The sequence below is a fragment of the Agromyces sp. SYSU T00194 genome, assembly GCF_040496035.1.
GTDB classification, from domain to species: Bacteria; Actinomycetota; Actinomycetes; order Actinomycetales; family Microbacteriaceae; genus Agromyces; species Agromyces chitinivorans.
Window position 1 is genome coordinate 1336915 of record NZ_JBEPJZ010000001.1, and the last position, 26865, is coordinate 1363779.

Sequence of the window (26865 nt, forward strand, 5' to 3'; positions counted from 1 at the left end):
ACTGGCCGACTGGCCGACTGGCCGACTGACCGACCGGCCGCCGGTACGCCGATGGCGGCGCCTCCGGGCCAGTCGTGGGTGCCGCGGGTACGGTGGAGCACGTGAAGATCCACCACCTGCGCACCCATCGAAGCGACGAGCACCTGACCCGCGAGGGCCAGCTCGCCTGGCAGTTCGCGGGCCTCGCGATCGACCCCGTCGAGGTCGAATCCGATGTCGTCGACATGGTCGTCAACCGCGTCATCGACAACGCGGCGGTCGCCGCCGCGTCGCTCACGCGCGCCCCCGTCGTCTCGGCGCGCAGCCAGGCGCTCGCGCACCCCGTCTCCATCGGCGGCGACGGCGCGACCGTGTTCGGCGTCGACGCGGCCCGCCGCACCTCGCCCGAGTGGGCGGCCTGGGCGAACGGCGTCGCCGTGCGCGAGCTCGACTTCCACGACACGTTCCTCGCCGCCGACTACTCGCACCCGGGCGACAACATCCCGCCGATCCTCGCGGTCGCCCAGCACCTCGCCGCGCACCGCGGCATCACCGGCCGTGACGTCGTGCGGGCCATCGCCACGGCCTACGAGGTGCAGATCGACCTGGTGAAGGCGATCTCGCTGCACGCGCACAAGATCGACCACGTCGCCCACCTCGGCCCGTCGGCGGCCGCAGGCATCGGCACCCTGCTCGGCCTCGACCAGGAGACGATCTTCCAGGCCATCGGCCAGGCGCTGCACACGACCACCGCGACGCGGCAGTCGCGCAAGGGCGAGATCTCGACCTGGAAGGCGCACGCGCCGGCGTTCGCCGGGAAGATGGCGATCGAGGCCGTCGACCGCGCGATGCGGGGCCAGACCAGCCCGGTGCCGATCTGGGAGGGTGAGGACGGCGTCATCGCCTGGCTCCTCGACGGGCCGGACGCCTCGTACGAGGTGCCGCTGCCCGAGCTCGGCGAGCCCAAGCGCGCGATCCTCGACTCGTACACCAAGGAGCACTCGGCCGAGTACCAGGCGCAGGCGTGGATCGACCTCGCCCGCAAGCTGCACGACGAGTACCCGCTGCTGCTCGACGACCCCGCCCGGGTCGAGTCGATCGTGCTGGAGACCAGCCACCACACGCACTACGTGATCGGCTCGGGCGCGAACGACCCGCAGAAGTACGACCCGACCGCGTCACGCGAGACGCTCGACCACTCGATCCCGTACATCTTCACGGTCGCGCTGCAGGACGGCAGCTGGCACCACGTCGACTCGTATGCGCCCGAGCGCGCCGCCCGCCCCGACACGGTCGAGCTCTGGCGCAAGGTCACCACGGTCGAGGACCCGGAGTGGACCCGCCGCTACCACTCGCTCGACATCTCCGAGAAGGCGTTCGGCGGCCGCGTGGTCATCCGCCTCGCCGACGGCGGCGAGATCACCGACGAGATCGCGGTCGCCGACGCGCACCCGCTCGGCGCCCGCCCGTTCGCGCGCGAGCAGTACGTGCAGAAGTTCCGCACCCTCGCCGAGCGCTCGCTCGAGGCGCCCGAGATCGACCGCTTCCTCGACGTGGCGGCGCGCCTGCCCGAGCTCGGCCCCGACGAGCTCGGCGGCCTGACCTTCACGGCGGCGCCCGGCCTGCTCACGACGGTCGAGAACCCGGAGGGCCTCTTCTAGGACGCGCCCGAGCCGGGGTGGTCGCTTCTCCGGAGCCTGCGGTGGCGGGTGGGACTCGCCCGGCCGCCGCTCCCGCCGTCGACTGACGTTCGGGGTAGCCTCCGAGCATGACAACTCCTTCCACCGCTCCCGCGACCGACCGCTGGAATGTCTGGGCGATCGTCGCGTTCATCACCGTCTGGTTCACCGGGATCCTCGGCCTCGTGTTCGGCTACATCGCCCTCTCGCAGATCAAGCGAACCGGCGAGCGGGGCCACGGCCTTGCTCTCGCCGCGGTGATCCTCGGCTGGATCGGCCTGCTGATCGGGCTGGCGATCCTCGTCCTCGTCATCGTCTCCGGCGGCCTCTACGTCGCGAACACCCAGAGCTGAACCGCCGGCGACGTGCTCGCCGTGATCGTCGGCGCGATCTCGCTCGCGCTCCTGAACGGGTACGCGCTGCTGCTCATCGTGTTGCGCGCCCGGGTCTACAAGGTCCCGCTCTACCGGCCGATGATCCTGAACATCGGGTTGTCGATCCTGCCCGTCGCGGTCGCGCTCCTGGCGGTCTCGCTGCTGCTGCTGCTCGTGCCACTGCTCGTGGCGCTCCCGCCGGTCGCGGCCGGCGCTGCGCCACTGCTCGAGTGGGTCTACCTCGTCGTGACGACCGCGCTGTGGGTGCTGCTCTTCCCGAACTCGGTCTACCTGATCACCGAGCTGAACTTCAGCCATCGCTCCTCGAACGACCCGGTGCCGCTGTGGTACGACATCGTGCACACCCTGACTCTGACCCTGTCCGGAATCGCGAACGCCGTCTTCAGCCTCGCACTCGTGCAGACCGCCTTCACCGTGATCGTGATCGACCCGCCCGGCTCCCCATCGGTGCCGCCCCCGGCCAGTTGGTGGTTCGCCGCGGCGGTGATCGTGCTCGGCGCCGTCGGCGTCTACCTCGGGCGATATCTCCGCTTCAACAGCTGGGACGTGCGTCACCCGGGTTCCATGCTCGACAAGGGGCGCGTGCACTTCGCGTCACCCGGCCGCTGGACCGAGGCGGCCGCGTTCGTCGTGTCCCATTCGACCCTGCTCGCACTCGTGTACGCACCCGTCTATCTCGCCGCGTACGTCGCGTTCGGAAGTGGCTGATCGGTTCCCCAGACGTACGGGCGGTGTCCGACCGACGCAAGTCGGAGATCTGGCACCGTCGCGGGGGCCGTCCGCGGCGCGGCCGGAGCGTTCACGACGCGCTCCCATCACGCCTTCGCCGGGGCGTGGCGGTGGAGCAACGCGGCGTCCGTCGTGCTTCGAGGCCCGCTCTCGGCGAGCACCCGGCGGTAGAGGTGCTCGTACCCACGGGCCATCACGGGCAGGTCGAAGTTGCGTTCCACATGGCGTCGCGCGTCAGCGGGATCGAGGCGCATTGCTGCGTCGATCGCGTCCGGGAACTCCTCGATGCGGTCGAGCACGAACCCGGTGCGCCCGTGGTCGATCACCTCCGGCACGCTCCCACGCCGGAGTGCGACGACCGGGGTGCCCGTCGCCATGGCCTCCACCATGACGAGCCCGAACGGCTCGGACCACTGGATCGGGAAGAGCAGTGCCGCAGCCCCGGCCAGCAGCGCCCGCTTCTGGGCGCCGTCGACCTCGCCGATCAGATCGGTGTCGCCACCCAGCCGCGGCGAGATGACCTCCTCGAAGTACCGCCGTTCCGACGGTTCCCGGAGCTTGCCGGCCAGGACGATCCGCCGGCCCGCCGCCCGGGCCGCATCGATGGCGAGGTGCGGTGCCTTCTCCGGCCCGTACCGTCCGAGCCACAGCAGGTAGTCGTCCTTGTCTGCCCGGAACGGGAACGTCGACACGTCGATGGCGTTGTGGACGACGCCCGCCCACGGCAGTGCCGGTCGCTGGGCCCGTTGCGCATCGGAGATCGCGACCAGGCCGATCGTGCCGGCCAGCAGTTCGAAGTAGTCGCCGGTCGGGCCCTCCAAGGTGCCGTGCATCGTGGCGAGTGTCGGCGTCCGCCTGCCACGAGCCAGCAGGGGTCCGGCGAGCGAGTGGTCGTGCACCAGGTCGACGTCGAGGTGCTCCAGCTCGCGGCCCGCATCGGCGGCGAGGATCACCTCGGGCAGCGGTGAGCCGAGCTCGGCACTCGGCGGCCGGGCGAACACCCCGTGGTACGAGTCGGCACGGGTGCGCGACGGGCCCGAAGCGATCAGCACGACGCGATGGCCGAGCGCGACGAGCCCGTCGACGAGTGAGGCCACCACGGCCTCGGTGCCCCCGTAGCCGACCGGGGGCACCTCGAACCAGGGTGGCGCGATCATGGCGATGCGCAGCGGCGAGCGGCGTCGGGCGTCGCCGTCGACGGGTGCGGTGCCGCCCGCCGCCGGCGGCGGGACCTGTTCGCGATCGAGTCGCGCGGGTTCGAGCGTCGTGCTCACGACTCGCTCCTTCCGTCGCCCGCGGCGTCCGTCCGCCGCGGGCCCTCCGACCCGTCCCCGCCGCGACCGCCGACGTATCCTGCACTGGTCGATCGAGGAGGTGCTCGATGGCTTCCGCCGTACCCGGTTCGTCGGTGACCGTCGTCGAAGGTTCGTCCTTCTGCCTGAGCAGTTTCAACGGAGACGTGCGGCCGAACAGGGTCGAAGGTCTCTTCGTCCGCGACACGAGGCTGCTGTCGAGGTGGGAGCTGCTCGTCGACGGGTCGCGCGTGCACGGCCTCGCCGCCGTCTCCGCGGACCCGTACGAGGTGCGCTTCACCGGGCGCGCGGCGACCCGCCCCGGCCAGGTCGAGCCGACGCTCATCGTCGAACGTCATCGGCTGGTCGGCAACGGCCTGCGCGAGGACATCCGGGTGCGCAACTTCGCGTCGGAGGCGGCGGCGATCGACTTGCAGCTCATGGTCGACGCCGACTTCGCCGACGTGTTCGAGGTGAAGGAGAACCGTCCCCGACGCCGTCGCACGGTCTCGCACAGCACTGACGGGGGGCGGCTCGCCTTCGACGTCGACGAGCTCGGGATGCACCGCGGCGTGCGGATCACGGCATCCGACGCGCGGGTGGCCGAGCGGATGCTCACGATCGCCGCCGTGGTGCCGCCGCGTGGCGAGTGGTCGACCTCCATCGAGGTCGCCGGGGTGACCGGCGGCACGGAGTCGGCGCAGTCCTTCCCGATCGGTGCCGCGCTGAACCACGCGGAACCCGCCCGGCGCATGCGGAGCTGGCGCGATTCGGTGCCGAACATCACCGTGGCCGACCCGTCGCTCGCGCACGCGCTCGAGCGCAGCGAGGAGGACCTCGGCGCGCTGCGGATCGTGGACGCAGAGCATCCGGACGACTCGGTCGTCGCCGCGGGCGCACCCTGGTTCATGGCGCTGTTCGGCAGGGACTCGCTGCTGACCGCCTGGATGACCCTGCCGTTCGCGCCGGACCTCGCGATGGGAACGCTGCGCACGCTGGCACGACTGCAGGGCCGGCGGGTCGACGCGCGCACGGAGGAACAGCCGGGTCGCATCCTGCACGAGGTGCGCCTCGGCATCAACCTCGCGCTCGCGCCCGGGGGCGAGAGCGCCTACTACGGTTCGATCGACGCGACCCCCCTGTTCGTGATGCTGGTGGGGGAAGCGCTGCGCTGGGGCGTGCCGCTGCCCGAGATCGAGCCGCTGCTGCCGGCGGTCGACGCTGCCGTGCGCTGGATCGTCGAGTACGGCGATCGCGACGGCGACGGGCTCGTCGAGTACGAGCGCTCCTCCGACCGCGGACTGCTCAACCAGGGCTGGAAGGACAGCCAGGATGCGATCGCGGGCCGTGACGGCGAGTTCGCGCAGGGGCCGATCGCGCTCGCCGAGGTGCAGGGCTACTGCTACGCCGCGTTCGAGGCGAAGGCGGAGATCGACGCGCGCCTCGGCCACGCCGCGGATGCCGCGCAGTGGCGTCGCCGTGCGCGCGCGCTCAAGCGGCGGTTCCACGAGCGGTTCTGGATGCCCGAGGAGCAGTTCTACGCACTCGCCCTCGACGGGCGGAAGCGGCAGGTCGATGCGATCGCGTCGAACGCCGGCCAGTGCCTGTGGACCGGGATCGTCGACGAGGGCGTGGCCGAGCCGGTGGTCGACCGGCTCCTCTCGCCCGAGCTGTTCTCGGGGTTCGGCATCCGGACGCTCGGCACGGGCAACGTGCGCTACAACCCGGTGAGCTACCACAACGGATCGGTGTGGCCGCACGATACGGTGCTCGCCGCCGCCGGGATCGCCACCTACGGGTTCGACGAGCGGGCGCGTGCCGTCGTCGATGGCCTCATCGACGCATCCGCGGCATTCGACGGCCGGCTCCCGGAGCTCTTCTGCGGGTTCGATCGTGGCGAGAAGGCGGAGCCGGTGCCGTATCCCGCCTCGTGCTCGCCCCAGGCGTGGGCGTCGGCGACGCCCATCGAGATCCTGCGCATCGCGTTGGGTCTGCGTCCGTCGAAGGAGCGACGCGAACTGGTGGTCAAGCCCGCCGCGGCGCGGCTCGGCGCCGTCCGCATCAACAACCTCCCCTTCGATCGGCGACAGTTCCTGCTCACGGCGGACCGGGGCGGCATCGCGGTGATCCGCGAGAAGGCGGCGACGCTCGCGGCGGTGGGATCGGCTGCGCCGGGCGGGCCGACGTCGTCGCCGACCGCGTGATCAGCGTCAGCGGCGTTGCGGCGACGCGGCCGCGACGAGGGGAGCCGACGGGTGGGAGGAGCGGCGGCGCACGGCCTTCGCCGCCGCGTCGGCCAGCACCACGGCGGGGATCGCCGCCGCGGCGAGCAGCCAGCCCGCCGGGTGCGGCCACGCACCGCCGAGCAGTTCGGACAGCAGCGGGATCGCGAGGAACGCCACGAGCAGCGCGGCCTGGATGCCGACCGCCCCGACGATGAACGGGTTGCCGCGCGGATCGAGCCGCCAGACCGGCCGCGACGCGCTGCGGCAGGCGAACGCGTTCGCGATCTGGCCCAGGGCGATCGCGGCGAAGGTCGTGCCCGACGCCGTCGCCAGCAGCGCGGCCGACGGCGTCTGCCCCCACGACCACCCGCCGGCCAGGAGCACCGCGAGGAACGCGCCGAGCGCGATCACGGCCTCCGTCGGCCCGAGCACGCCGAACGCCCGGCCGAGCAGTGCCGGGTCGACGATGCGTCGGCGCCGGCGCCCGTGCATCACGTTGTCGCGCGGCGGCTCGGCGCCGAGCGCGAGTGCGGGCAGCATGTCGCTGCCGATGTCGAGCGCCAGCACCTGCAGCACGCCGATCGCGAGCGGCACCTGCCCGCCGGTGAGCGCCCAGAGCACGAACGGCGCGAGTTCGGCGACGTTGTCGGTGAGGTGGTAGGTGAGGAACCGGCGCACGTTGGCGAACGTCGCCCGGCCGAGCTCGACCGCGGCGACGATCGTCGCGAAGTGGTCGTCGAGCAGCACGAGGTCCGCCGCCTCGCGGGCGACGTCGCTGCCGCTCGCGCCCATCGCGACGCCGACGTCGGCCTCGCGCAGCGCCGGGGCGTCGTTGACCCCGTCGCCCGTCATCGCGACGACGTGGCCGTGGCCGCGCAGTGCACGCGCGATGCGCAGCTTGTCGGCCGGGGTGGCGCGGGCGACCACCACGCCGTCGGCGTGGTCGACCGCGTCGGCGAGCTCGGCGTCGGTCCCGGGGAGCCCGGGTGCGTCGAGCACGACGCCGTCGGGGCCGAGGAGGCCGATCTCGCGCGCGATGGCCGCGCCGGTGCGCGGATGGTCGCCGGTGATCATCGCGATGCGGATCCCCGCGGTGCGACAGCTCCGCAGCGCCTCGCCCACCCCGTCGCGCGGCGGGTCCTCGAGGGCGAGCACGCCGACCAGGTCGAGGTCGTGCTCCATCGACGGCGCGGGGGCGCCGCTCCAGGCGCGGCTCGCGACCGCGAGTACGCGCCGCCCGGTTCCGGTCAGCTCGTGCACGGCGTCCGTGATGCGCTCGGGCACCTCGCGGCAGCGCGCGAACACCGCCTCCGGCGCACCGAGCACCGACACGCGTCCGCCGTCGAGTGATGAACTGAGCATGCGGTCGGCCGTGTACGGCAGGCGCTGCCCCTCGGGCTCCGCGGCGAGACCGGCGCGCAGCGCGAGGCAGTGGAACGCCGCCTCCATCGGGTCGCCGGTCGCCGTCCAGCCCTCCGCGCGTTCGACGACCCGACCCGTGACGCAGCGCAGCGCCGCGCGTGCGATGTCGGGCACGACCGCCACCGCGGCATCCGCTCCGCGGAACTCGGCGTCGGGCTCGTACCCGGACCCGTGCACGGTGACGCGTCCCGCTGCGGTGACGACGGCGACGACGTTCATGCGGTTCTGCGTGATCGTGCCGGTCTTGTCGGCGCAGATGAACGTCGTCGCGCCGAGCGTCTCGACCGCGTCGAGGCGGCGCACGAGCGCGTGCCGCTTCGCCATCTGCTCGGCGCCGCGCGCGAGTGAGAGGGTGACCGTCGGCAGCAGGCCCTCCGGCACCAGGGCGACCGCGACGCCGATCGCGAAGATGAACGCGTCCGTGAGGTCGAGGCCGAGCGCCAGCATCACCGCGCCGAGGCCGATGCCCGCGCCGGCCGCGATCAGGGCGACGACGCGCACCACCCGCCGCAGCTCGATCGTGAGCGGGCTCGGCGGACGGGTCGCGCCGGCGGCGAGCCGGTCGATGCCCGCGAGCGCGGTACGCGCGCCCGTCGCGGCCACGGTGCCGCGCGCCTCGCCCTCCACGACGAACGTCCCGGCCAGCAGGAGGTCGCCCGCCTCGTGCGGCACGGTCACGCTCTCGCCGGTCAGGAGCGACTCGTCGAGCGTGAGGGCGTCGCTCGCGAGCACCGTGACGTCGGCCCCGACGCGGTCGCCCGCGGCGAGCAGCAGGAGGTCGCCGGGCACGAGGTCGGCCGCGGGCACGTCGATCGCCTCGCCGTCGCGCACGACGCGCGCCGACGACGGCAGGAGTTCGCCGAGGCGTTGGGCCGAGCGGTCGGCGCGGTACTCCTGGAAGAACGCGAAGGCGGCGTTGAGCAGCACGATCGCGACGATCGCGACCGCGAGCGCCGGGGTGCCGGCGAGCAGGGCGAGGCCCGCTGCCGCCCAGAGCAGCAGCGCGAGCAGGTGGGTCAGCTCGCCGACGAGCATCCGCCAGGCCGGCCTGCGGCGCTTCCGGACGACGAGGTTCGGCCCGACCGCGTCGCGGCGGGCGGTCGCCTCCCGGGTGCTCAGGCCCGACGCGGGCATCGTCACGAGACCATGCTGCGCCCGCACGGCTCGCAGCGCCCCGTCCGAAGGTCCCATCCCCTCGGGCGGGCGACGCGGGCCGCCGCCGTAGGCTGGGCCCATGCTCTACGCCCAGACCCCGCCGGCCGAGAAGCGCCGGCTCTTCCGCGAACGCCTCGCCTCGGGCGAGTTGCTCCGCTTCCCCGGTGCGTTCAACCCGCTGAGCGCCCGACTCATCGAGCGCAAGGGCTTCGACGGCGTCTACATCTCGGGCGCCGTGCTCTCCGCCGACCTCGGGCTGCCCGACATCGGGCTCACCACCCTCAGCGAGGTCGCCGGCCGCGCGAAGCAGATCGCGCGCATGACGGAGCTGCCCGCGATCGTCGACGCCGACACCGGCTTCGGCGAGCCGATGAACGTCGCCCGCACCGTGCAGGAGATGGAGGACGCGGGCCTCGCGGGCCTGCACATCGAGGACCAGGTCAACCCGAAGCGCTGCGGGCACCTCGACGGCAAGCAGGTCGTCGACGAGCAGACCGCCCTGCAGCGCATCCGCGCCGCCGCCGACGCGCGGCGCGATGCGAACTTCCTGATCATGGCGCGCACCGACATCCGTGCGGTCGAGGGGCTCGAGGCATCCGTCGACCGGGCGAAGGCACTCGTCGACGCCGGCGCCGACGCGATCTTCCCCGAGGCGATGGCCTCGCTCGAGGAGTTCGCCGCCATGCGCGCGGCGGTCGACGTGCCGCTGCTGGCGAACATGACCGAGTTCGGCAAGAGCGAGCTGTTCACGTCGCAGCAGCTCGCCGACGTCGGCATGAACATCGTGATCTGGCCGGTGTCGCTGCTGCGCCTCGCGATGGGCGCCGCCGTGGCGGGACTCGACGAGCTCGAGGCATCGGGCAACCTCGTCGGCAAGCTCGACGACATGCAGCATCGCGCCGAGCTCTACGACCTCATCGACTACGAGGGGTACAACCGGTTCGACTCCTCGATCTTCAACTTCCGCGTCTCGCGCGAGGGATGAGGGGCGGGGCGAACGGATGCCCCGGAGCCGCCCCACCCGTAGGCTGGAGCTCCGAGCCGACTCGACGGGGAGCACCATGACGGATCAGCAGACCGAGCCCGAGATCCACAAGGGCCTCGCCGGCGTGTACGTGGACACGACGGCCATCTCGAAGGTGAACCCCGAGACCAACTCGCTGCTGTACCGCGGCTACCCGGTGCAGGAGCTCGCCGCGTCGGTGACGTTCGAGGAGGTCGCGTACCTGCTCTGGAACGGCGAGCTGCCCGACGAGCGCCAGCTCGCCGCGTTCGAGCAGCGCGAGCGGTCGTTGCGCGGGCTCGACCACACCGTCAAGCGCGTCATCGACGAGCTGCCGCTCACCGCGCACCCGATGGACGTCGTGCGCACCGCGGTCAGCGTCATCGGCGCCCGCGACCCGAAGGCCCGGGAGTCGTCGCCCGACGTCAACCTCGACATCGCGATGCGCCTGTTCGCCCAGCTGCCGTCGATCGTCGCGTACGACCAGCGCCGCCGGCACGAGCTCGACATGGTCGAGCCGCGCGACGACCTCGGCTACTCGGCGAACTTCCTCTTCATGACGTTCGGCGAGCTGCCCGAGCTGCCCGTCGTGAACGCGTTCGACGTGTCGATGATCCTGTACGCGGAGCACTCGTTCAACGCCTCGACGTTCACGGCGCGCGTGATCACCAGCACGCTCTCCGACCTGTACTCGGCCGTCGTCGGGGCGATCGGCGCGCTCAAGGGGCCGCTGCACGGCGGCGCGAACGAGGCGGTCATGCACGCGTTCGACGAGATCGGGTCGGCAGACCGCGCCGAGGCCTGGCTCGACGAGGCCCTCGCCGCCAAGCGCAAGGTCATGGGCTTCGGGCACCGCGTCTACAAGCACGGCGACTCGCGCGTGCCCACCATGCGCGACGCGATGGAGCGCATGCTCGAGTACTACGACCGCCCCGACCTGTTCGAGCTCTACGTCACGCTCGAGCGCGCGATGGACGAGCGCAAGGGCATCAAGCCGAACCTCGACTACCCCGCGGGCCCGACGTACCACGTCATGGGCTTCGACACCGAGACGTTCACGCCGCTGTTCGTCGCGAGCCGCGTGGTCGGCTGGACCGCGCACATCATGGAACAGCTCGACGGCAACTCGCTCATCCGCCCGCTGTCGGTCTACGACGGCGCCGGCGAGCGGCACGTCCCCGTGCGCTGAGGCCCGCGCGGCTGGGGGAATCGCACAAGCGCGGCGCCCCGCGCGAGCGGGCCCGGTTGTCCGAGTCGGCCAACGGATGCCCCGGGGCATCCGCCCTGCCCTACAGTGCACCCGTGCACATGTTCTTCCGGACCCTCCTCCACCTCGCCTGGTTCTCCCGCCGCAAGCAGGGCCTCGGGCACTACGACGTCGCCCGCACGAACTTCATCACGCTGCCGACCGACCTCGACGTCAACTGGCACATGAACAACGGCGTGTACTTCTCGATCATGGACGTCGCGCGCTTCGACATGCTCGTGCGCAACGGCGTCTGGAAGATCTTCCGCGACCGCGGCTGGTACCCGGTGGTCGTCGCCGAGACGCTGTCGTTCCGCAAGTCGTTGAACCTCTGGCAGCGGTTCACGATCGAGTCGCGCATCCTCGGCTTCGACGACAAGGCCGTGTACGTCGAGCAGCGCTTCGTGCGCCCCGGCCCCGACGGCGAGCCCGAGGTGTACGCGAAGGGCTACATCCGCGGCCGGTTCCTGAAGAAGGGCGGCGGCACCGTCTCGGTCGCCGAGCTGATCGAGGCGATCGGCGAGGTGCCCGAGGAGATGGTCGTGCCCGAGCGCCTGCTCGAGTGGGGCCAGGGCGTGTCGCTGCCGGCCACGCGCGCGGCGGCGCCGTCGGTCTGGAGCTGACGCGGCCCGGAGCTGACGCGGCCCGGAGCTGACGCGGCCCGGCCGAGCGGATGCCCCGGGGCATCCGCTCGCGGCTAGCTGAGCTCCTTCTTCGGCACGACCACCTCGCGGATGATGAGGAGGATGCCCGCCGCGATCGGGATGGCGACCAGCGCACCCGGCAGGCCGGCCAGCGTGCCGCCGGCGAGGGCCGCGATCAGCACGAGCGAGCCCGGGATCGACACGGCCTTGCTCATCACGCGCGGGGTGAGGATGTAGGCCTCGACCTGCATGTAGATGAGCATGAAGATCAGCACGATGATCGCGGCGGTCGGCGAGACGAACAGCGCGACGATCGTCATGGCGATGGTCGTCAGGATCGTACCGATCAGCGGGATGAGCGTGATCAGGAACGCGACCGACGCGATGACGATGGCGTACGGCACGCCGACGATGATCAGCAGGATGAGGCTGTAGGTCGCGTTGAAGAACGCGAGCACGACCATGCCGCTGAGGTAGCGGCCGATCGAGTCCATGATCCGCTCGGCGTAGCCGACGACCGTCTCGCGGTGCGACTTGGAGATCAGCGAGTAGCAGGCCTGCTTCATCGTGTCGAGCGTCGCGATGAAGTAGATCGACAGGATGAAGATGAAGAATCCGGTCGAGATCGCGTTCACGACCGTGCCCGCCACCTGGAGTGCGCCGCCGCCGACGGTCGCCCAGGTGTTGGGATCGGTGATGATGCCCAGGAGCCAGTCGTAGGCGCCCGAGATCGCGCCGCCGGTGAAGTCCTCCACCGCCAGGTACCAGTCCTGCTGCTGCACGTCCTCGACTGCCTGCGGCAGCCCCTGGATGAACTCGACCGACTGCGTGACGATGATCGGGATGAGCAGGAGCAGCATGCCCGCGACGACGCCGACGAACAGCAGGATGACCGTGACGATCGCCCAGCCCCGCTTCATGCCGCGTCGCTGGAACCAGCGGATGAGCGGGTCGAGCCCGAGCGCGACGAAGATCGCCGCGAAGACCGAGAAGATCACCGACGACAGCCCGAGGGCGGCCTGGGCGAGGAAGAGCGCCAGCAGCACGCCGAGGGTCGCGACGAACGCCCACCGGAACGGATGGTTGCTCATCACGCTCACGACGGGACGCGCGCGCGACATCACCTCGGGCTCGGTCACTTCACTGGCGTCGGTGCTGCGACGAGGCTTCCTCATGGCGCCAGTCTAGGGGTGGGTCACACCGATTCCGCGGGAACCACCAGCCCCTTGTAGTAGTCGACGTAGCTGTCGCCGTAGTGGTCCCAGCCGGGGGCCTCGCCGCCCGTGACCGCGGCCCGCAGGGCGTCGAGGTAGTGGTCCCACACAGGACCGATGCGCGCGGCCTCACCGGGGTCGCGCAGCCGCTGGCCGAGGGTCAGCGCCGTGCGGCCGCCCTTCTCGGTGAGGTGGCAGTAGACGCGCACCTCGTCGGCGCCCATCCCCACGTCGGCGGTGAACCGGTGCGGCGCCTCGAACTCGAGGACGCTGGCGTACTCCCAGTCGGAGTTCGCGCCCGAGGTCAGCACGAACCGCACGCCGCCGGTGCGTGGATTGCCGGTGTACGTGCCGATCCACTTCTTCATCTCGCTGGGCTCGGTGAGCGTGAACCAGACCTTCTCGATCGGCGCTGCGAAGAGCCGGTCGAACAGCAGGTACAGGCCGTCGGGCCGGTTCGCGAAGTGGCCGGTGGGGTTCGTCATGATGACCTCCAAACGAGACCTCGTCGTCGATTCCAGCCTATTGCGGCGGGGCCCGCGGGGCCAGAGATTCCGCGGCGAGTACGGCCGCCGATCGTGCGCCCGGAGCGAACGGACGCCGCCGCGTCGCGGGGTCGCGGCCGGGGCGCCCGTGCCCGCTAGGATCGGGGGCATGAGCCAGCGCAACCAGTCCGACGAGCACGCCCTCGACATCACGAGCGGCCGCTCCGGCTGGTGGGGTGCCTTCGCCGGAGTCATCGCCATGGTGTTCGTCGCGGTGCCGCTGTCGGCCGCGATCGGCCTCGCCACGCACCCCGCGACGCAGACCCTGTTCAGCGGCGAGCGCATCACCGGCGCCTCGCAGGCGGGCTACTCGGCGTTCTGGTGGATCGTCGCGATCGTGCTGCTCGCGCTCCCGTTCGGCATCGGCTTCCTCATCGCCAGGGCGTCGTCCCGCGCCCTCGCCGTCGTCGGCGCGATCGTCGTGCTCTTCGTCATCGCCGTCATCGTGCTGGGGCAGCTCTTCGTCTTCTAGGTTCCGACGGGCCGAGCGGATGCCCCCGGGCCGACCGCTCGCGCTCGCTGTCGGTTCAGCCCGCGAGCGCCTCGACCACGGCCATCGCGGCGTTGTGCCCGCCGATGCCGGAGACTGCGCCGCCGCGCACGGCGCCTGATCCGCACATGAGGATGCGCGGATGCGCGGTGGCCACGCCCCAGCGCTCCGCCGGGGTCGACGCCGGGTCGCCGTCCTCCCGCCACGGCCACGAGAGCGGCCCGTGGAAGATGTTGCCGCCGGGCATCGCGAGGGCGCGCTCGAGGTCGCGCGTGGTCTTCGTCTCGATGCACGGCCGGCCCGAGGCATCCGTCGCCAGCAGCGACTCGATCGGCTCGGCGAGCACCGAGTCGAGCGAGTCGAGCACGGCCCGCTCGGCGGTGCGGCGCAGCTCGTCGTCGCCGAGCGCGTCGACCAGGCGGTCGGGCACGTGCAGGGCGAAGACGGTGAGCGTGTGCGCGCCCGACGCGGTGAGCTCGGGCGAGAGGATGCTCGGGTCGCTCAGGGTGTGGCAGTAGACCTCGCACGGCATCGGGTCGGGCAGGCGGCCGGCGGATGCGGCGGCGTAGGCGGCCTCGAGCTGGGTGGCGGTCTCGTTGACGTGGAGCGTGCCGCCGAACGCGGCCTCGGGGGACACCGACGTGTCGCGCAGGCGCGGCAGACGGGTGAGCAGCAGGTTGACCTTGAGCTGGGCGCCCTCCGGGCGCGGGGCGGAGTCGGGCTCGCCGAGCAGGCGGGCGAGCACGTGCGGGGCCACGCCGGAGAGCACGGTGCCCGCGGTGACGGTGTGTTCGACGCCGGCCTGGGTGTAGCGCACGTCGCCGTCGGGCGTGATCACCGTGGCATCCGCCCCCGTCACCAGCGTCGCGCCGGCCGTGCGCGCGGCCCTCGCGAGCTCGCCGCTCACCGCGCCCATGCCGCCGACCGGTACGTCCCAGTCGCCGGTGCCGCCGCCGATCACGTGGTACAGGAAGCAGCGGTTCGCCTCGAGCGCCGGATCGCTCGTGCGCGTGAACGTGCCGATCAGCCCGTCGGTCTCGACGACGCCGCGCACGAGGTCGTTCGAGAAGCGCGACGCGACGGCCTCGCCGAGCGGGCGGCGCACGAACTCGTCCCAGACGCGGGCGTCGTCGACCATTCGGCGCACCTCGTCGCGCGTCGGCAGCGGCTCGGTGAGCGTCGGGAAGATCGCCTCGGCGAGGCGCGCGGTGTCGTCGCCGAAGCTGCCCCAGGCGAGGGCGTCGGATGCCGCGCCGATGCGGTCGAACGCGCCGTAGCCGGCGCCGTCGCGCTCGATCAACAGGCCGCGGGTCGGGTCGTGCGGGTCGGGCGTGTACGAGGAGTGGGCGCGTCTGACCAGGCGGAGGTCGAGCCCGAGGTCGTCGATGATGCGCTTCGGGAGCAGGCTCACGAGGTAGGAGTAGCGGCTGAGCCGCGCGTCGACGCCCTCGAACGCCGGGGCGGAGATCGCCGCGCCGCCGAGGTGGTCGTCGCGCTCGAGCAGCAGCACGTCGAGGCCCGCGCGGGCCAGGTAGGCGGCGGCGGTCAGCCCGTTGTGTCCGCCGCCGACGATCACGACATCGTGTTCCACAGGCATGGGTCGAGGGTACCCGGGGGCGATCGTTCCGCCGCTGAGTGTGCTCGTTCTCGCGCTCGTAGCCCCGATTCGAGGGTCCGATCGAGTCGTTTCGAGCACACTCGAGGGCGGATGGCTACGGTGAGGTCATGGGTTGGCGGAGGAACCGGGTGCCACTGATGCTCGCCCTGCCGGTCGGGTCCGCGGGGGGAGTGGTCCTCGCTGTCGCCGTGTACCTGTCGTCGAATGCCGACTACCGTGCGCTGGGCGGCTGGGGTGCGTTCGGATATCTCGTCGGAGTCGGCGCAGTGCTCGGCGGGGTGACCGCGATCGGGGCGGTCGCCGGCGCGGTGCTCGCACTCCTCATCGCAGGCCGGGCCGCACGATCCGCGGGGTCGATCCTCGCCGGTTCGATCGGAGCCGGAGTCGGCGCGGCCACGTTGTGGCTCGGCATCGGCGTGGCCAGCGCGTTCGCGTCGAGCGCGGGCTCCTGGTTCGGTGTCTCCCTAGCCTTCGCGGCTGTCGCTGCACTCGTCGCGACCGCGCTCGCGGCACTGCTGCTGCGCTCGGCGACGAAGCGTCGGCGTTCACCGATCTCCGAGGCACCCGGCGGGACGCGGACCGACTGATCGTTCGACTTGCAGCCAACACGGTTGTCGTGTGCGACGACGCGGAATCCTCCTCGACTTCTACGGCACGATCGTCGACGAGGAAGACGATGTCAGGCGAGTGATCTGCGAGGCGCGACGGGTCGCTCGAGTTCCTCGGGGAGTGCGACGTCCCGATCTGCGTCGTGTCGAACATCGACCGTGATGACATCGAGGCCGCGATCGCTCACCACCGCCTGCCGCTCGACACCATCGTGACGAGCGAGGATGTCGGCGCGTACAAGCCGGACGGGGCGCCTTTTCGCGCCGGACTCGCAGCGCTCGGAATCGACACGGCGGAGGCCCTGCACGTGGGCGACTCCCTCTCCTCCGACGTTGCGGGGGCCAACGCCCTGGGCATCCGGGTCGCTTGGATCAACCCGGCCGGGCGAACTCCGCCCGAGTCCGCCCGCATCGACTACGAGCTCGCCGACTTGCGCGAGCTGCTCCCGCTGGTGTCGACACGCGCGGGGCGGGACTGACGGCATGGGATCTTCGCAGGCGCTGAGCCTGGAGGATCGCAGCAGGTGTCGCCCACATGGGCGCGCATGCGCTCGGTGCCGCAGCGTACGCCGTGCGCGCGGTGGGTCTCGCCGAGCCCGATGGCGACGCGCGTGCCGCGGAGCTCTCCTGGCAGGTGGGGCACCTCTCGGAGCCGGCGCGGTGCGCGCTGCTGCTGCTCCCGCCCGTCGGTTCGGATCGGTCCGGCCCGCTCGGGGCCGGGCTGCTGGCGACCGGCGAGCTGGGCTCGATCATCCGAGACCTGCAGGCGGCGATCGCAACCTCGTGAGACTGTTCAATTAAGTGGTCAGTTTGCTAGACTGTTCAGAATAGTGAACAGGGGGCGGTGACCGAGATCATGAGCCGCATCACCCTGCGCGACGCGGTCGCCGGCATGCCGTTCAGCAGGAGCGAGCTCGCTCGCCGGGCCGGCGTGTCTCGCACGACCGCGCTCACCGCGAGCGAGGACACCTCGCGTGCGCGTGTCGACACGCTCCGCGAACTCGCCCTCGCGCTCGGCTACGACGTGGCGATCGAACTCGACCGCGCGAGCGACCCGTTGGCGGCCGCCGCGGCGCGAGTGCTGCTCGGCGATCTCGATCCGGACGAGCGGGCACAGGACCGCCGCGACCTCGACATGTGGATCGAGCGGCTGCGACGCTATACAGGCGGGGAGCGCCTCGACCTCATCACGGAGGCGGCTCGCGTCTCCGGGCCTCGGAACCGGGCAGGCAGCATCCTGATGCAGGGCAGGGTCGACGCAGACCGGCTCGTCTCGGTCGGTCGTGCGTCCGGCGCACGCTGGGTGCTCTCCGGTGCGGCGACGCTCGACGCGCTCGGCGCCGATGAGGCGACCACGGTCGTGCTCTGGTCCGAGGATGCTGCGGGTGTGGCGGCGCTGCTCGCGGCAACCCACCGGCGCGTACGCGTCGAGACCGCGGCGAACCTGATCATCGCGCCCGCGCATCCGACGGTCTTCGTCGGATCGACGACGGTCGAGGACGTCGAGCTGGTGAGCCCGTTGCAGGGGATCATCGACGCCGTCGCGACTGGCGGGGTCGACCGCGAGATCGCCGAGGCGATCGCGAGGAGCTGGTGAACGATGGCTGACGCAGCGGGTCGCGACCCGAAGCAGCCGGTGTACGTGCGTCGGCCGGGCTCCGGTCGGTCGAGCGAGGAGGATGCCTCGTCGAGGCATCCGTCTGCTGACGAGCGCCTCGCGGCGGCGGAGCGGCTCGGTCTCGTCGGCATCGATTGGGACTGGTCGGGCATCGACCTGAGCGTCATGGGCGGCAATGGCGACGTCGAGCGGGCTCGCGCGCGGTTCCGGGCGAACCTGCCCGTCATCATCTGGGACGCCGCGAAGCTGGAGGGCAACACCTTCACGCTGCCTGAGGTGCGGACGCTGCTCGACGGAGTGACGGTCGAGGGGAAGCGGCTCGAGGACCAGCAGCAGGTGCTCGCGCTGAGCGACGCTTACAACGAGCTCGATCGGATGATCGCGGGAAGGAAGTTCACCGTAGACAAGGCGATCTCCGACCGACTGCACGGGCTCGTTGCGCGGCACGAGGCGATCGAGGCGGGCGGGTTCCGCGGCGAGGGCTCTGCGCGCGGGGGCGGCTCGGTGCGGCTCTCATCGGGCGGAGTCGTCGAAGGGCGCGAGCACGGCGACGGCGGAGCCCTGCTCATCCAGGCCTTCGACGACCTGCGGGACTTCATCGCCGGGGTCGACGATCCGCGTCGGCGGGCGCTCGTCTACGCCGCCGCGGCCACGCGCCACCAGTTCTACTTCGACGGCAACAAGCGCACCGCGAAGCTCATGGCCTCGGGCATGCTCATGTCTGCGGGCTTCGACGCGATCTCGGTGCCCTACTCGCGGCTCTACGAGCAGAATGTGTCGCTCGACCGGATGTTCGCGAGCGACGACGCGACCGCGTACATGCGTCTCCTCGCCGACTGCGCCCGCTGAGGCGTCACGTCTCCGTCGCCGGCTCGGTGGTGTTCGCGGGTTGCTCGACTGCCGCGTCGGCGTCGGCGTCGTCGCGGCGCGGGCGCAGGGTCGCCGACGCGGCCAGCGCGATCGCGAGGAACCCGGCTGCGGTGTACGCGGCGTACGAGCTGGCCGCGGTGAGGCTCTCGGCCGCGAGGTCGCCGGCGTCGGCCGTCGAGGCATCCGCTCGCAGTGCTGGAATGGCGGCGCCGGCGCTGCCGGTGACGATGTCGACGACCTGCTCGCGCTGCGCGTCGGGGAGGTCGCCCAGGCGCTGCTCGAGGTCGGTGCCGAGGGTGCCGAACAGCACCGTGCCGAGCACCGCGACGCCGAGCGCCGACCCGATCTGCCGGGCGGTGCTCTGCGTGCCCGAGGCCTGTCCGCTCCGGTCGACGGGCACGTCGACGAGCACCACGTTCGTGACCTGCGAGCTGGCGAGACCGATGCCGAGCCCGTAGACGAAGAGGAGCCCCGCGATCACCGGCCAGCCGGTGTCGGTCGCGAGCAGGATGCCCAACACGAGCACGCCCACGAGTTCGAGCGCGACGCCCAGGCGCAGCATCCCGACCGGGGTCATGCGGCGGGCGAGGCCGCTGACCATGCCTGTCGCGAGGAACGAGCCGACCGCGAGGGCGACCAACGCGAAGCCGGCCTGCAGCGGGGTGTAGCCGAGCACGTTCTGCATCCAGATCGGCAGCACGAAGAGCAGCCCGAGCTCGCCGAGGCTCACGATCAGCGCCACGAGGTTGCCGTTGCGGAAGGTCTGGAGCGAGAACAGCTGGAGCGGGAACAGGGTGGGGGCGCCGCGACGCTCGCGGGCGCGCTCCCAGATGAGGAAGCCCACGAGCGCGAGCACGGCGACGCCGATGAGCACGGGCGTGGGGGAGAGGTCCCACGGCCAGCTCCAGCCACCGATCGTGACGCGCTCGTTCACCGTGAGCCAGCCGAGCGTGCGGCCCTCGATGAGGCTGAAGACGAGCACGCCGGCCGCGACGACGCCGAGCAGCGCGCCCACGGGATCGAAGCGCTCGGGGTGCTCGGACTTCGACTCGGGGATGGTGAAGACCGCGGCGGCGAGCACGAAGAGGCCGAACGGCACGTTCACGCCGAAGGCCCATCGCCACGAGAAGTCGGTGATCAGCCAGCCGCCGAGCAGCGGGCCGAGCGCGGCCATGCCGCCGATGATCGAGCCCCAGACGGCGAACGCGATGGTGCGGTCGCGGCCGCGGAAGCCGGTGTTGATGAGGGACATCGTGCCGGGGAGCACCATGGCGCCGCCGACGCCCTGGGCGACCCGCGCGGCGATGAGGGTCGCGCCGTCGGGCGCGAGGCCGGCGGCGACCGATGCCGCGGTGAAGATCGCGACGCCGATCAGGAGGAGCCGGCGGCGGCCGATGCGGTCACCGAGGGTGCCGAACGCGATGAGCAGCGCGGCGAAGACGAGGGCATACGACTCCTGCACCCACTGGACCTGGGTCGACGAGATGCCGAGGTCGTCGACGATCGCCGGGATCGCGACGTTGACGACGGTCGTGTCGACGATGATGAGCGAGACGGCGATGCCGATGACGACGAGGCCGAGCCAACGACGAGTGGAGGTCATGCACGGCATCATACCGACACTGTGTCGGGAAGTTGCCCCGGGATGGCTGCGGCGCGTGCGTGGCATGATGACGGCATGCCGAGGATCTCCGAGCCTACGGTTGCCGAACACCGTGCCGCCAAGCGCGCCGCGCTCCTGCGCGCGGCCGCCCACCTCGTCGACGCCGAGGGGGTGGAGGCGGTGAAGCCGGGCACGGTCACCGCCCGGGCGGGCCTCGCCCGGTCGAGTTTCTACGAGTACTTCTCGTCGCGCGAGGAGATCCTCGTCGCGCTCACCGTCGACGCGCTCGAGGAGTGGGCACGCGACCTCGATCGCGAACTGGCCGGCGTCGAGCCGGGCCTGCCTCGGCTGCGCCGCTATGTCGAGGTGACCATGGAGATGAGCGCCGACGGGTCGCACCACCTCGCGACGGCGCTGCAGCAGGCGGATGTCTCGCCGCAGCGCATGGAGGACATCATGGCGGTGCACGACGCCCTGCTGGTGCCGCTCATCGGCGTGCTGCGCGACGTCGGGGTGACCGACTTGCACGTGACCGTGCCGCTCGTGAACGGGTTGCTCGGCGAGGCGGTGCGCCAGGTCACGGAGGGCGCGGATCCCGAGCGCGTGGGCGCCGAGGCGTACCGCATCCTCACCTCGGGAGTGCTCCCCGCCTGACGATTCGGTTTGCCGACACTGTGTCGGTATGATCTCCGCCATGGAGATTCTCAAGTACGTCGTCCTCGCCATCCACATCATCGGAGTCGCGAGCCTGCTCGGCGGTGCCCTGGTCGAGATGACGTCGAGACGCGAGGGTGGCAAGCGCGTCATCCCCGCGATCCTCCACGGCGCCTGGACCATGCTGGTCACCGGCGTCATCCTGGTCGGCCTGAACTACGCCGTCGGCGACCCGGTGAACAACGCCAAGATCACCGTGAAGCTCGGCGTGCTCGTCGTGATCCTCGTGATCGCCCTGGTCAACCGCAAGAAGGAGGCCGTCGCGGCCTGGGTGCTGCCCACCCTCGCGTCGCTGACGGTCGTGAACATCTTCCTCGCGACCGTCTGGCGCTCCTACAACTGACCCTCATCCACCGGCCGCGCCGTGCTCGCACCCAAGTGCGGCGCGGCGCGGCGTCGTTCTCACCGGACGAGCGCCTGGCCGAGTAGGCGCCGTCACTCCGACGGCGCCGCGATCACGGATGCTGCCTCGCGGAGCGCCTCGCGCACGGCGATGACGCCCGGGCGGTCGGCGGCGGCGAACCGCGTCGCCGTGAAGATCTCGCGCGAGGGGCGGCCGGGCAACTCGTGCAGGCGAACCGACGGGGCGTCGCCCGCCCAGACGAGGTCGGGCAGCAGCGCGGCGGCGTTGCCGGTGCGCACGAGGCGGATGTGCGCGACCAGGTCGGTCGTCACGTAGCGCACGTCGGGCTCGAACCCGGCCGCGCGGCACTGCTGCAGCGCCCACTGTCGGGCGGCGCTGCCCTCGGGCTCCATCACCCAGGGCAGCGCGGCGGCGCTGCGCAGGCGCGCGAGCGCGTCGCGGTCGGCGTCGATCGCCGAGAGCGGCTGCGGGTCGGCGTCGACCACGGCGGGCAGGGCGGCGGATGCCTCCGAGCCGCGCGCGCCCGGGGCATCCGTCGCCGGTGGCAGCGCCAGTCGGATCGGGTCGCTCGCGAGCCGCACCCGGTCGAGGCCCTCGTGGTGCGGGCGGGTGTGGCCGGGGTACTGTTCGGCGATCACGAGGTCGGCGTCGCGCGCGACGGTGTCGAACAGGCCCTGCTCGGGCGGGCGCTCGACGAGCTCGACCCGCAGGTCGGGGTGGGTGCGCGCGAGGCGGGTGAGGGCGTCGGGCATGAGCGCGTGGGCGGCCGACTGGAACACCGCCACGCGCACGGTGCCGGCGATCGTGGTGAGCGACGCGGCGACGTCGGACTCCGCGCGCTCGAGGCGGTCGAGCACCACGCGCGCGTGCTCGACGAGCAGCAGCGCCTGCGGGGTGAGACGCACGCGGCGTCCGGCCGGCTCGAGCAGCGGCACGCCCGCCTCGCGCTCCAGTTGGTCGAGCTGCTGCGACACCGACGACGGGCTGTACGAGAGCGCGTCGGCCACCGCGGCGAGCGTGCCGCGCTGGGAGAGCTCGACCAGCAGGCGCAGGCGTCGCACGTCGAGCATCGGTCCTCCTCGGGGCATCCGCTCATTCGTCGGCAGACATGATCAGTATCCGTCAGAATCATTCGCTGTACCGAATGGATGCGACAACGCAGACTGGAGACGCACGGCGCCCCTGCGCCCGATCCCGACCGCCCGGAAGGACACTGACCGTATGGCCACCTCGATCGAGACCACCCGCGCGACCCACGGCGACCTCGCGAACCGGGCGGTGTCGCTCGTGCAACGGTGGCTGGCCGAGAGCGCGAACGTCCCGGTCGAGCCGGCCGCGCGCAACCTCGCCGGCGTGCTGGAGGACCCGAAGGGCCTCGACTTCACGGTCGGCTTCGTCGACGGCGTCATGCGCCCGGAAGACCTGCGGGTCGCGGCGCGCGCCCTGCAGCAGGTGTCGGAGCTCACGCCGAGGTTCCTGCCCTGGTACCTCCGCTGGGCGGTGCAGGTCGGCGGCGCGCTCGCCCCGGCCTTCCCGTGGCCGATCGTGCCGATCGCGCGGAAGGTGCTGCGCGACATGGTGGGTCACCTCGTGCTCGACGCCACCCCCGACAAGCTCGGTCCCGCGATCGCGCACCTGCGCGAGTCGGGAAACCGCCTGAACCTCAACCTCCTCGGCGAGGCCGTGCTCGGCGAGCAGGAGGCCGCCCGGCGCCTCGCGGGCACGACAGAGTTCCTCGCCCGCCCCGACGTCGACTACGTCTCGATCAAGGTGTCGAGCGTCGTCAGCCAGCTCTCGATGTGGTCGTTCGACGAGGCGGTGCAGCGCGTCGTCGAACGCCTGACCCCGCTCTACGAGCTCGCCGCGTCGAGCCCCACGCCGAAGTTCATCAACCTCGACATGGAGGAGTACCACGACCTCGACCTGACGATCGCGGTCTTCACGACCCTGCTCGACCAGCACCGGCTGCGCCGGCTCGAGGCCGGCATCGTGCTGCAGGCCTACCTGCCCGACGCGCTCGGCGCCCTCCAGGAGCTCACCGCCTGGTCGAAGCGTCGCCGCGCCGCGGGCGGCGCCCCGATCAAGGTGCGCGTCGTCAAGGGCGCGAACCTCGCCATGGAGCGCGTCGACGCCGCCGTGCACGGCTGGCCGCTCGCCACCTACGGCAGCAAGCAGGACTCCGACACCAACTACAAGCGCGTGCTCGACTGGGCCTTCACGCCCGAGCACGCCGACGCCGTGAAGATCGGCGTCGCCGGCCACAACCTCTTCGACCTGGCCTACGCGTGGCTGCTCGCGAACGACCGCGGCGTCGCCGACCGCATCGACATCGAGATGCTGCTCGGCATGGCGACCGGCCAGGCCGCCGCGATCACGCGCGACGTCGGGCGCCTGCTGCTCTACACGCCCGTCGTGAACCCCGCCGAGTTCGACGTGGCCATCGCCTACCTCGTGCGCCGCCTCGAGGAGAACGCGAGTTCTGAGAACTTCATGTCGGCGGTCTTCGACCTCGCCTCGAACCGCAGCCTGTTCGAGCGCGAGCGCGACCGCTTCCTCCGCTCGCTCGCCGCGCTCGACCAGACCGTTCCGCAGCCGAACCGCACCCAGGACCGGCACACCGAGTGGGAGCGCATGTCCGCGCCGCCGGCATCGGTGCCCACGGTCGGGGGCGAGGCGGATGCCCCGGAGCAGGACGCCTCCCTCACCGCCGAGGTGCTCGGGCTGACCCGCGGGTCGGCGGGTGACGGCGCACCCGTTGCACCCGTCGCGGGTGACGACCGCGCCCCGCTCACCGCCGCGCTGCAGGTGCCGGACGCCGCCTCGGGAGCATCCGACGGCTTCTCGAACGAGCCTGACACCGACCCGTCGCTGCCGGCGAACCGGCTCTGGGGCCGGCGCATCCTCGAGCGCGTGCCCGACTCGCGCCTCGGCATCCAGGCCATCGAGGCCTCGCGCATCGGCGACGCCGACACCCTCGAGCGCGTGATCGCGACCGTGACGGCCGCCGGCCGCGCCTGGGGCGAACTGCCCGGCGCCGAGCGCGCCGCCGTGCTGCACCGCGCCGGACTCGCGCTCGCAGCCAACCGTGACCGCCTCATCGAGGTCATGGCCGCCGAGACCGGCAAGACCATCGCCGAGGCCGACCCCGAGGTCAGCGAGGCGATCGACTTCGCCCACTACTACGCCGAGCGCGCCCGCGAGCTCGACCACGTGCAGGGCGCGATCTTCGTGCCGTCGAAGCTCACGGTGGTGACGCCGCCGTGGAACTTCCCGGTCGCGATTCCCGCGGGCGGGGTGCTCGCCGCGCTCGCCGCGGGCTCGGGCGTCATCATCAAGCCCGCCGCGCTCGCCCGCCGCAGCGGGGCGATCATGGTCGAGGCGCTCTGGGAGGCCGGCGTGCCGCGAGAACTGCTCGCACTCGTGCAGCTCGACGACCGCGACCTCGGGCGGCAGCTCGTCGCCCATCCGTCGGTCGACCGGGTCATCCTCACCGGCGCGTACGAGACCGCGAAGCTGTTCCGCTCGTTCCGCCCCGACCTGCCGCTGCTCGCCGAGACGAGCGGCAAGAACGCCATCATCGTCACGCCGAGCGCCGACCTCGACCTCGCCGCATCCGATGTCGCGAAGAGCGCGTTCGGGCACGCCGGCCAGAAGTGCTCGGCCGCGTCGCTCGTGATCCTCGTCGGATCGGTGGGGCACTCGAAGCGCTTCCTGGGGCAGCTCGTCGACGCCACCCGGTCGATGCGCGTCGGCTACCCCGACGACCCCGCGACCCAGATCGGCCCGGTGGTCGAGCCCGTGCACGGCAAGCTGCTGCACGCGCTCACCCAGCTCGACCCGGGCGAGCAGTGGCTCGTCGAGCCGAAGCGCCTCGATGACACCGGGCGGCTGTGGTCGCCCGGCATCCGCGACCACGTGAAGGCCGGATCGTACGTGCACCTCACCGAGTTCTTCGGACCGATGCTGGGGATCATGCGGGCGCGCACGCTCGAGGAGGCCATCGAGATGCAGAACGCGGTCGACTACGGGTTGACCGCCGGCATCCACACCCTCGACTCCGACGAGCTCGCGACCTGGCTCGACACGGTCGAAGCCGGCAACCTCTACGTCAACCGCGGCATCACCGGCGCGATCGTGCGGCGCCAGCCGTTCGGCGGATGGAAGCGCTCGGCGGTCGGCGCCGGCGCGAAGGCGGGCGGCCCGAACTACCTGTTCGGCCTCGGTGACTGGATGCCCGCGCGGGCGAGCGAGCAGAGCTCGACGCTGCACCTGCGCGGCCTCGATTCGCGCGTGACGACGCTGATCGAGCACGCCCAGTCCGAGCTGTCGTTCGAGGAGTTCGAGCTGCTGCGCCGCTCGGCGCTCTCCGACGCGATCGCCCACCGCGACGAGTTCGGCGCGGTGCGCGACGTCTCCGGCCTCGGGGTCGAGCGCAACGTGTTCCGCTACCGCCCGACCGCGGTGACGGTGCGCATCTCCGGCGGCGCGGGCCTCGGCGAGGGGCTGCGCGTGCTCGCCGCCGCGGTGCTGTCGCGCTCGCCGATCCAGGTGTCGTCGGCGCTCGAGCTGCCCGCGGGCGTCGTGACGGTGCTGCGTGCGAACGACGCGTCGGTCGTGGTCGAATCGGATGCCGCGTGGCTCGAGCGCGCCCACCGGGGCGGCATCGAGACCGCGCGCGTGCGCCTCGTCGGCGGCGACGCATCGGCGCTCGCCGGCGCGCTCGCCGGCACCCCCGACGTGGCGGTCTGGTCGCACCCCGTGACGCCCTCGGGCCGCGTCGAGCTGCTGCCGTTCCACCACGAGCAGGCCGTGTCGATCACGAACCACCGCTTCGGCAACCCGACGACGATCTCCGACGGCGTGATCTAGCGTTTCCGCCCGCGCGCGCCGCCGTGCTCGCGCCCCGGACCCGTCCCGCGGCCGGTCCGCGCGTCCGCCCGACGCCCGGTTGCGCGTGAGGGCCGTTTCTCTCGCTGAGGGCCGAAGCTTCGGCCCTCAGACGAAGATCTGGCCCTCAGCGTGCGAAGGATCGGGGCGGACGACGTGGGCGAGCGGGCGGGCGGTCGACGTGCCGCGGCGTCAGCGGTCGGCGCGGAGCGCGGCCCGGGCGTAGTCGAGGGCCGCGCCCTCGCCGACGCCGAGCTGGGCCATGCGGTCGGCGAAGGCGGATGCCGCGAGCTGCGCCTGCTGCGCGGTCGGATCGCCCGTCGCCGAGACGAAGGTGCCGTTGCGGCCGCGCGTCTCGATGACCGCGTCGGTCTCGAGCGCGCGGTACGCCTTCGCGACCGTGTTCACCGCGAGGCCGAGGTCTGCGGCCAGCGCGCGGACGGTCGGGAGCTTCGTGCCCGCGGCGAGGTCACCGGCGCGGACGGCGTCGCGCACCTGCATCCGGATCTGCTCGAAGGGCGGGGTGGACGCGTCGGGATCGACGGTGACGGCCAGCACGGGCATC

General features: G+C 72.0%; 23 protein-coding genes and 1 pseudogene. 16 read left to right on the forward strand and 8 right to left on the reverse strand.

What is annotated here, in order from left to right; genetic code table 11:
- Window positions 1-101: 101 nt before the first annotated feature.
- The 3 genes from ABZK10_RS06245 to ABZK10_RS06255 all read left to right on the forward strand — a co-directional run bounded on the left by ABZK10_RS06245 (window position 102) and on the right by ABZK10_RS06255 (window position 2761).
- Window positions 102-1640: an MmgE/PrpD family protein gene (locus tag ABZK10_RS06245; RefSeq protein WP_353808319.1), complete on the forward strand. Its 1539-nt coding sequence runs from the start codon at window positions 102-104 to the stop codon at window positions 1638-1640.
- Between the two features lie 107 nt (window positions 1641-1747).
- A complete protein-coding gene (locus ABZK10_RS06250; RefSeq protein ID WP_353808320.1) occupies window positions 1748-2011 on the forward strand; it encodes a DUF4190 domain-containing protein in 264 nt (87 codons plus the stop codon).
- Between the two features lie 12 nt (window positions 2012-2023).
- Window positions 2024-2761, forward strand: a complete 738-nt coding sequence (locus ABZK10_RS06255; protein ID WP_353808321.1) for a DUF1361 domain-containing protein — start codon at window positions 2024-2026, stop codon at window positions 2759-2761.
- Window positions 2762-2868: 107 nt separating this feature from the next.
- Here ABZK10_RS06255 and ABZK10_RS06260 read toward each other — a convergent pair whose 3' ends face one another.
- Window positions 2869-4056 carry a glycosyltransferase family 4 protein gene (locus ABZK10_RS06260; protein ID WP_353808322.1) on the reverse strand — a complete coding sequence of 396 codons (1188 nt, stop codon included), beginning with the start codon at window positions 4054-4056 and terminating at the stop codon, window positions 2869-2871.
- A gap of 107 nt (window positions 4057-4163) precedes the next feature.
- Between ABZK10_RS06260 and ABZK10_RS06265 the strand changes: the two genes are divergently transcribed.
- Entirely contained in the window at window positions 4164-6278 is a 2115-nt protein-coding gene (locus ABZK10_RS06265; RefSeq protein ID WP_353808323.1) for an amylo-alpha-1,6-glucosidase, read from the forward strand.
- Between the two features lie 6 nt (window positions 6279-6284).
- Here the strand turns inward: ABZK10_RS06265 and ABZK10_RS06270 are convergent, their stop codons facing one another.
- Entirely contained in the window at window positions 6285-8855 is a 2571-nt protein-coding gene (locus tag ABZK10_RS06270) for a cation-translocating P-type ATPase (protein ID WP_353809619.1), read from the reverse strand.
- Between the two features lie 100 nt (window positions 8856-8955).
- On the opposite strand from ABZK10_RS06270, the gene prpB reads away from it, so the two are divergent.
- From prpB to ABZK10_RS06285, 3 genes are all read left to right on the forward strand, one after another.
- Entirely contained in the window at window positions 8956-9861 is a 906-nt protein-coding gene (prpB, locus tag ABZK10_RS06275) for a methylisocitrate lyase (protein ID WP_353808324.1), read from the forward strand.
- 76 nt (window positions 9862-9937) lie between these two features.
- Complete coding sequence (locus ABZK10_RS06280; RefSeq protein ID WP_353808325.1) at window positions 9938-11068, forward strand: bifunctional 2-methylcitrate synthase/citrate synthase; 1131 nt, start codon at window positions 9938-9940, stop codon at window positions 11066-11068.
- 119 nt (window positions 11069-11187) lie between these two features.
- Window positions 11188-11748, forward strand: a complete 561-nt coding sequence (locus ABZK10_RS06285) for an acyl-CoA thioesterase (protein WP_353809620.1) — start codon at window positions 11188-11190, stop codon at window positions 11746-11748.
- Between the two features lie 74 nt (window positions 11749-11822).
- Here ABZK10_RS06285 and ABZK10_RS06290 read toward each other — a convergent pair whose 3' ends face one another.
- The gene (locus ABZK10_RS06290; protein WP_353808326.1) at window positions 11823-12944 is read right to left on the reverse strand and encodes an AI-2E family transporter; all 1122 of its coding nucleotides are present in this window, start codon (window positions 12942-12944) and stop codon (window positions 11823-11825) included.
- A gap of 20 nt (window positions 12945-12964) precedes the next feature.
- Window positions 12965-13468, reverse strand: a complete 504-nt coding sequence (locus ABZK10_RS06295; protein ID WP_353808327.1) for an SRPBCC domain-containing protein — start codon at window positions 13466-13468, stop codon at window positions 12965-12967.
- A gap of 169 nt (window positions 13469-13637) precedes the next feature.
- On the opposite strand from ABZK10_RS06295, the gene ABZK10_RS06300 reads away from it, so the two are divergent.
- Complete coding sequence (locus ABZK10_RS06300) at window positions 13638-14000, forward strand: hypothetical protein (protein WP_353808328.1); 363 nt, start codon at window positions 13638-13640, stop codon at window positions 13998-14000.
- Between the two features lie 55 nt (window positions 14001-14055).
- Here the strand turns inward: ABZK10_RS06300 and ABZK10_RS06305 are convergent, their stop codons facing one another.
- Window positions 14056-15615, reverse strand: a complete 1560-nt coding sequence (locus tag ABZK10_RS06305; protein ID WP_353808329.1) for a phytoene desaturase family protein — start codon at window positions 15613-15615, stop codon at window positions 14056-14058.
- Between the two features lie 128 nt (window positions 15616-15743).
- Here ABZK10_RS06305 and ABZK10_RS06310 point away from each other — a divergent pair, with 128 nt between their 5' ends.
- The 5 genes and pseudogenes from ABZK10_RS06310 to ABZK10_RS06330 all read left to right on the forward strand — a co-directional run bounded on the left by ABZK10_RS06310 (window position 15744) and on the right by ABZK10_RS06330 (window position 18711).
- A complete protein-coding gene (locus ABZK10_RS06310; protein WP_353808330.1) occupies window positions 15744-16223 on the forward strand; it encodes a hypothetical protein in 480 nt (159 codons plus the stop codon).
- Window positions 16224-16360: 137 nt separating this feature from the next.
- Window positions 16361-16723 (forward strand): annotated as a pseudogene (locus tag ABZK10_RS06315) (HAD family hydrolase); the annotation flags it as partial.
- 35 nt (window positions 16724-16758) lie between these two features.
- A complete protein-coding gene (locus ABZK10_RS06320) occupies window positions 16759-17031 on the forward strand; it encodes a putative immunity protein (RefSeq protein ID WP_353809621.1) in 273 nt (90 codons plus the stop codon).
- Between the two features lie 57 nt (window positions 17032-17088).
- The gene (locus ABZK10_RS06325) at window positions 17089-17841 is read left to right on the forward strand and encodes a hypothetical protein (protein ID WP_353808331.1); all 753 of its coding nucleotides are present in this window, start codon (window positions 17089-17091) and stop codon (window positions 17839-17841) included.
- 3 nt (window positions 17842-17844) lie between these two features.
- Entirely contained in the window at window positions 17845-18711 is an 867-nt protein-coding gene (locus ABZK10_RS06330) for a Fic family protein (RefSeq protein ID WP_353808332.1), read from the forward strand.
- A gap of 4 nt (window positions 18712-18715) precedes the next feature.
- On the opposite strand, the gene ABZK10_RS06335 is transcribed toward ABZK10_RS06330, so the two are convergent.
- Window positions 18716-20335 carry an MFS transporter gene (locus tag ABZK10_RS06335; RefSeq protein WP_353808333.1) on the reverse strand — a complete coding sequence of 540 codons (1620 nt, stop codon included), beginning with the start codon at window positions 20333-20335 and terminating at the stop codon, window positions 18716-18718.
- Between the two features lie 75 nt (window positions 20336-20410).
- Between ABZK10_RS06335 and ABZK10_RS06340 the strand changes: the two genes are divergently transcribed.
- The gene (locus ABZK10_RS06340) at window positions 20411-20989 is read left to right on the forward strand and encodes a TetR/AcrR family transcriptional regulator (protein WP_353808334.1); all 579 of its coding nucleotides are present in this window, start codon (window positions 20411-20413) and stop codon (window positions 20987-20989) included.
- 40 nt (window positions 20990-21029) lie between these two features.
- On the forward strand, window positions 21030-21392 hold the full coding sequence (locus ABZK10_RS06345; protein WP_353808335.1) for a hypothetical protein: 363 nt from the start codon (window positions 21030-21032) through the stop codon (window positions 21390-21392).
- Between the two features lie 92 nt (window positions 21393-21484).
- Here ABZK10_RS06345 and ABZK10_RS06350 read toward each other — a convergent pair whose 3' ends face one another.
- Window positions 21485-22483 (reverse strand): LysR family transcriptional regulator, encoded by a 999-nt coding sequence (locus ABZK10_RS06350; RefSeq protein ID WP_353808336.1) that lies wholly within the window; start codon window positions 22481-22483, stop codon window positions 21485-21487.
- 151 nt (window positions 22484-22634) lie between these two features.
- On the opposite strand from ABZK10_RS06350, the gene ABZK10_RS06355 reads away from it, so the two are divergent.
- Window positions 22635-26282 (forward strand): proline dehydrogenase family protein, encoded by a 3648-nt coding sequence (locus ABZK10_RS06355; RefSeq protein ID WP_353808337.1) that lies wholly within the window; start codon window positions 22635-22637, stop codon window positions 26280-26282.
- Window positions 26283-26492: 210 nt separating this feature from the next.
- On the opposite strand, the gene ABZK10_RS06360 is transcribed toward ABZK10_RS06355, so the two are convergent.
- Complete coding sequence (locus ABZK10_RS06360; RefSeq protein WP_353808338.1) at window positions 26493-26864, reverse strand: GntR family transcriptional regulator; 372 nt, start codon at window positions 26862-26864, stop codon at window positions 26493-26495.
- Window position 26865 lies beyond the last annotated feature (1 nt).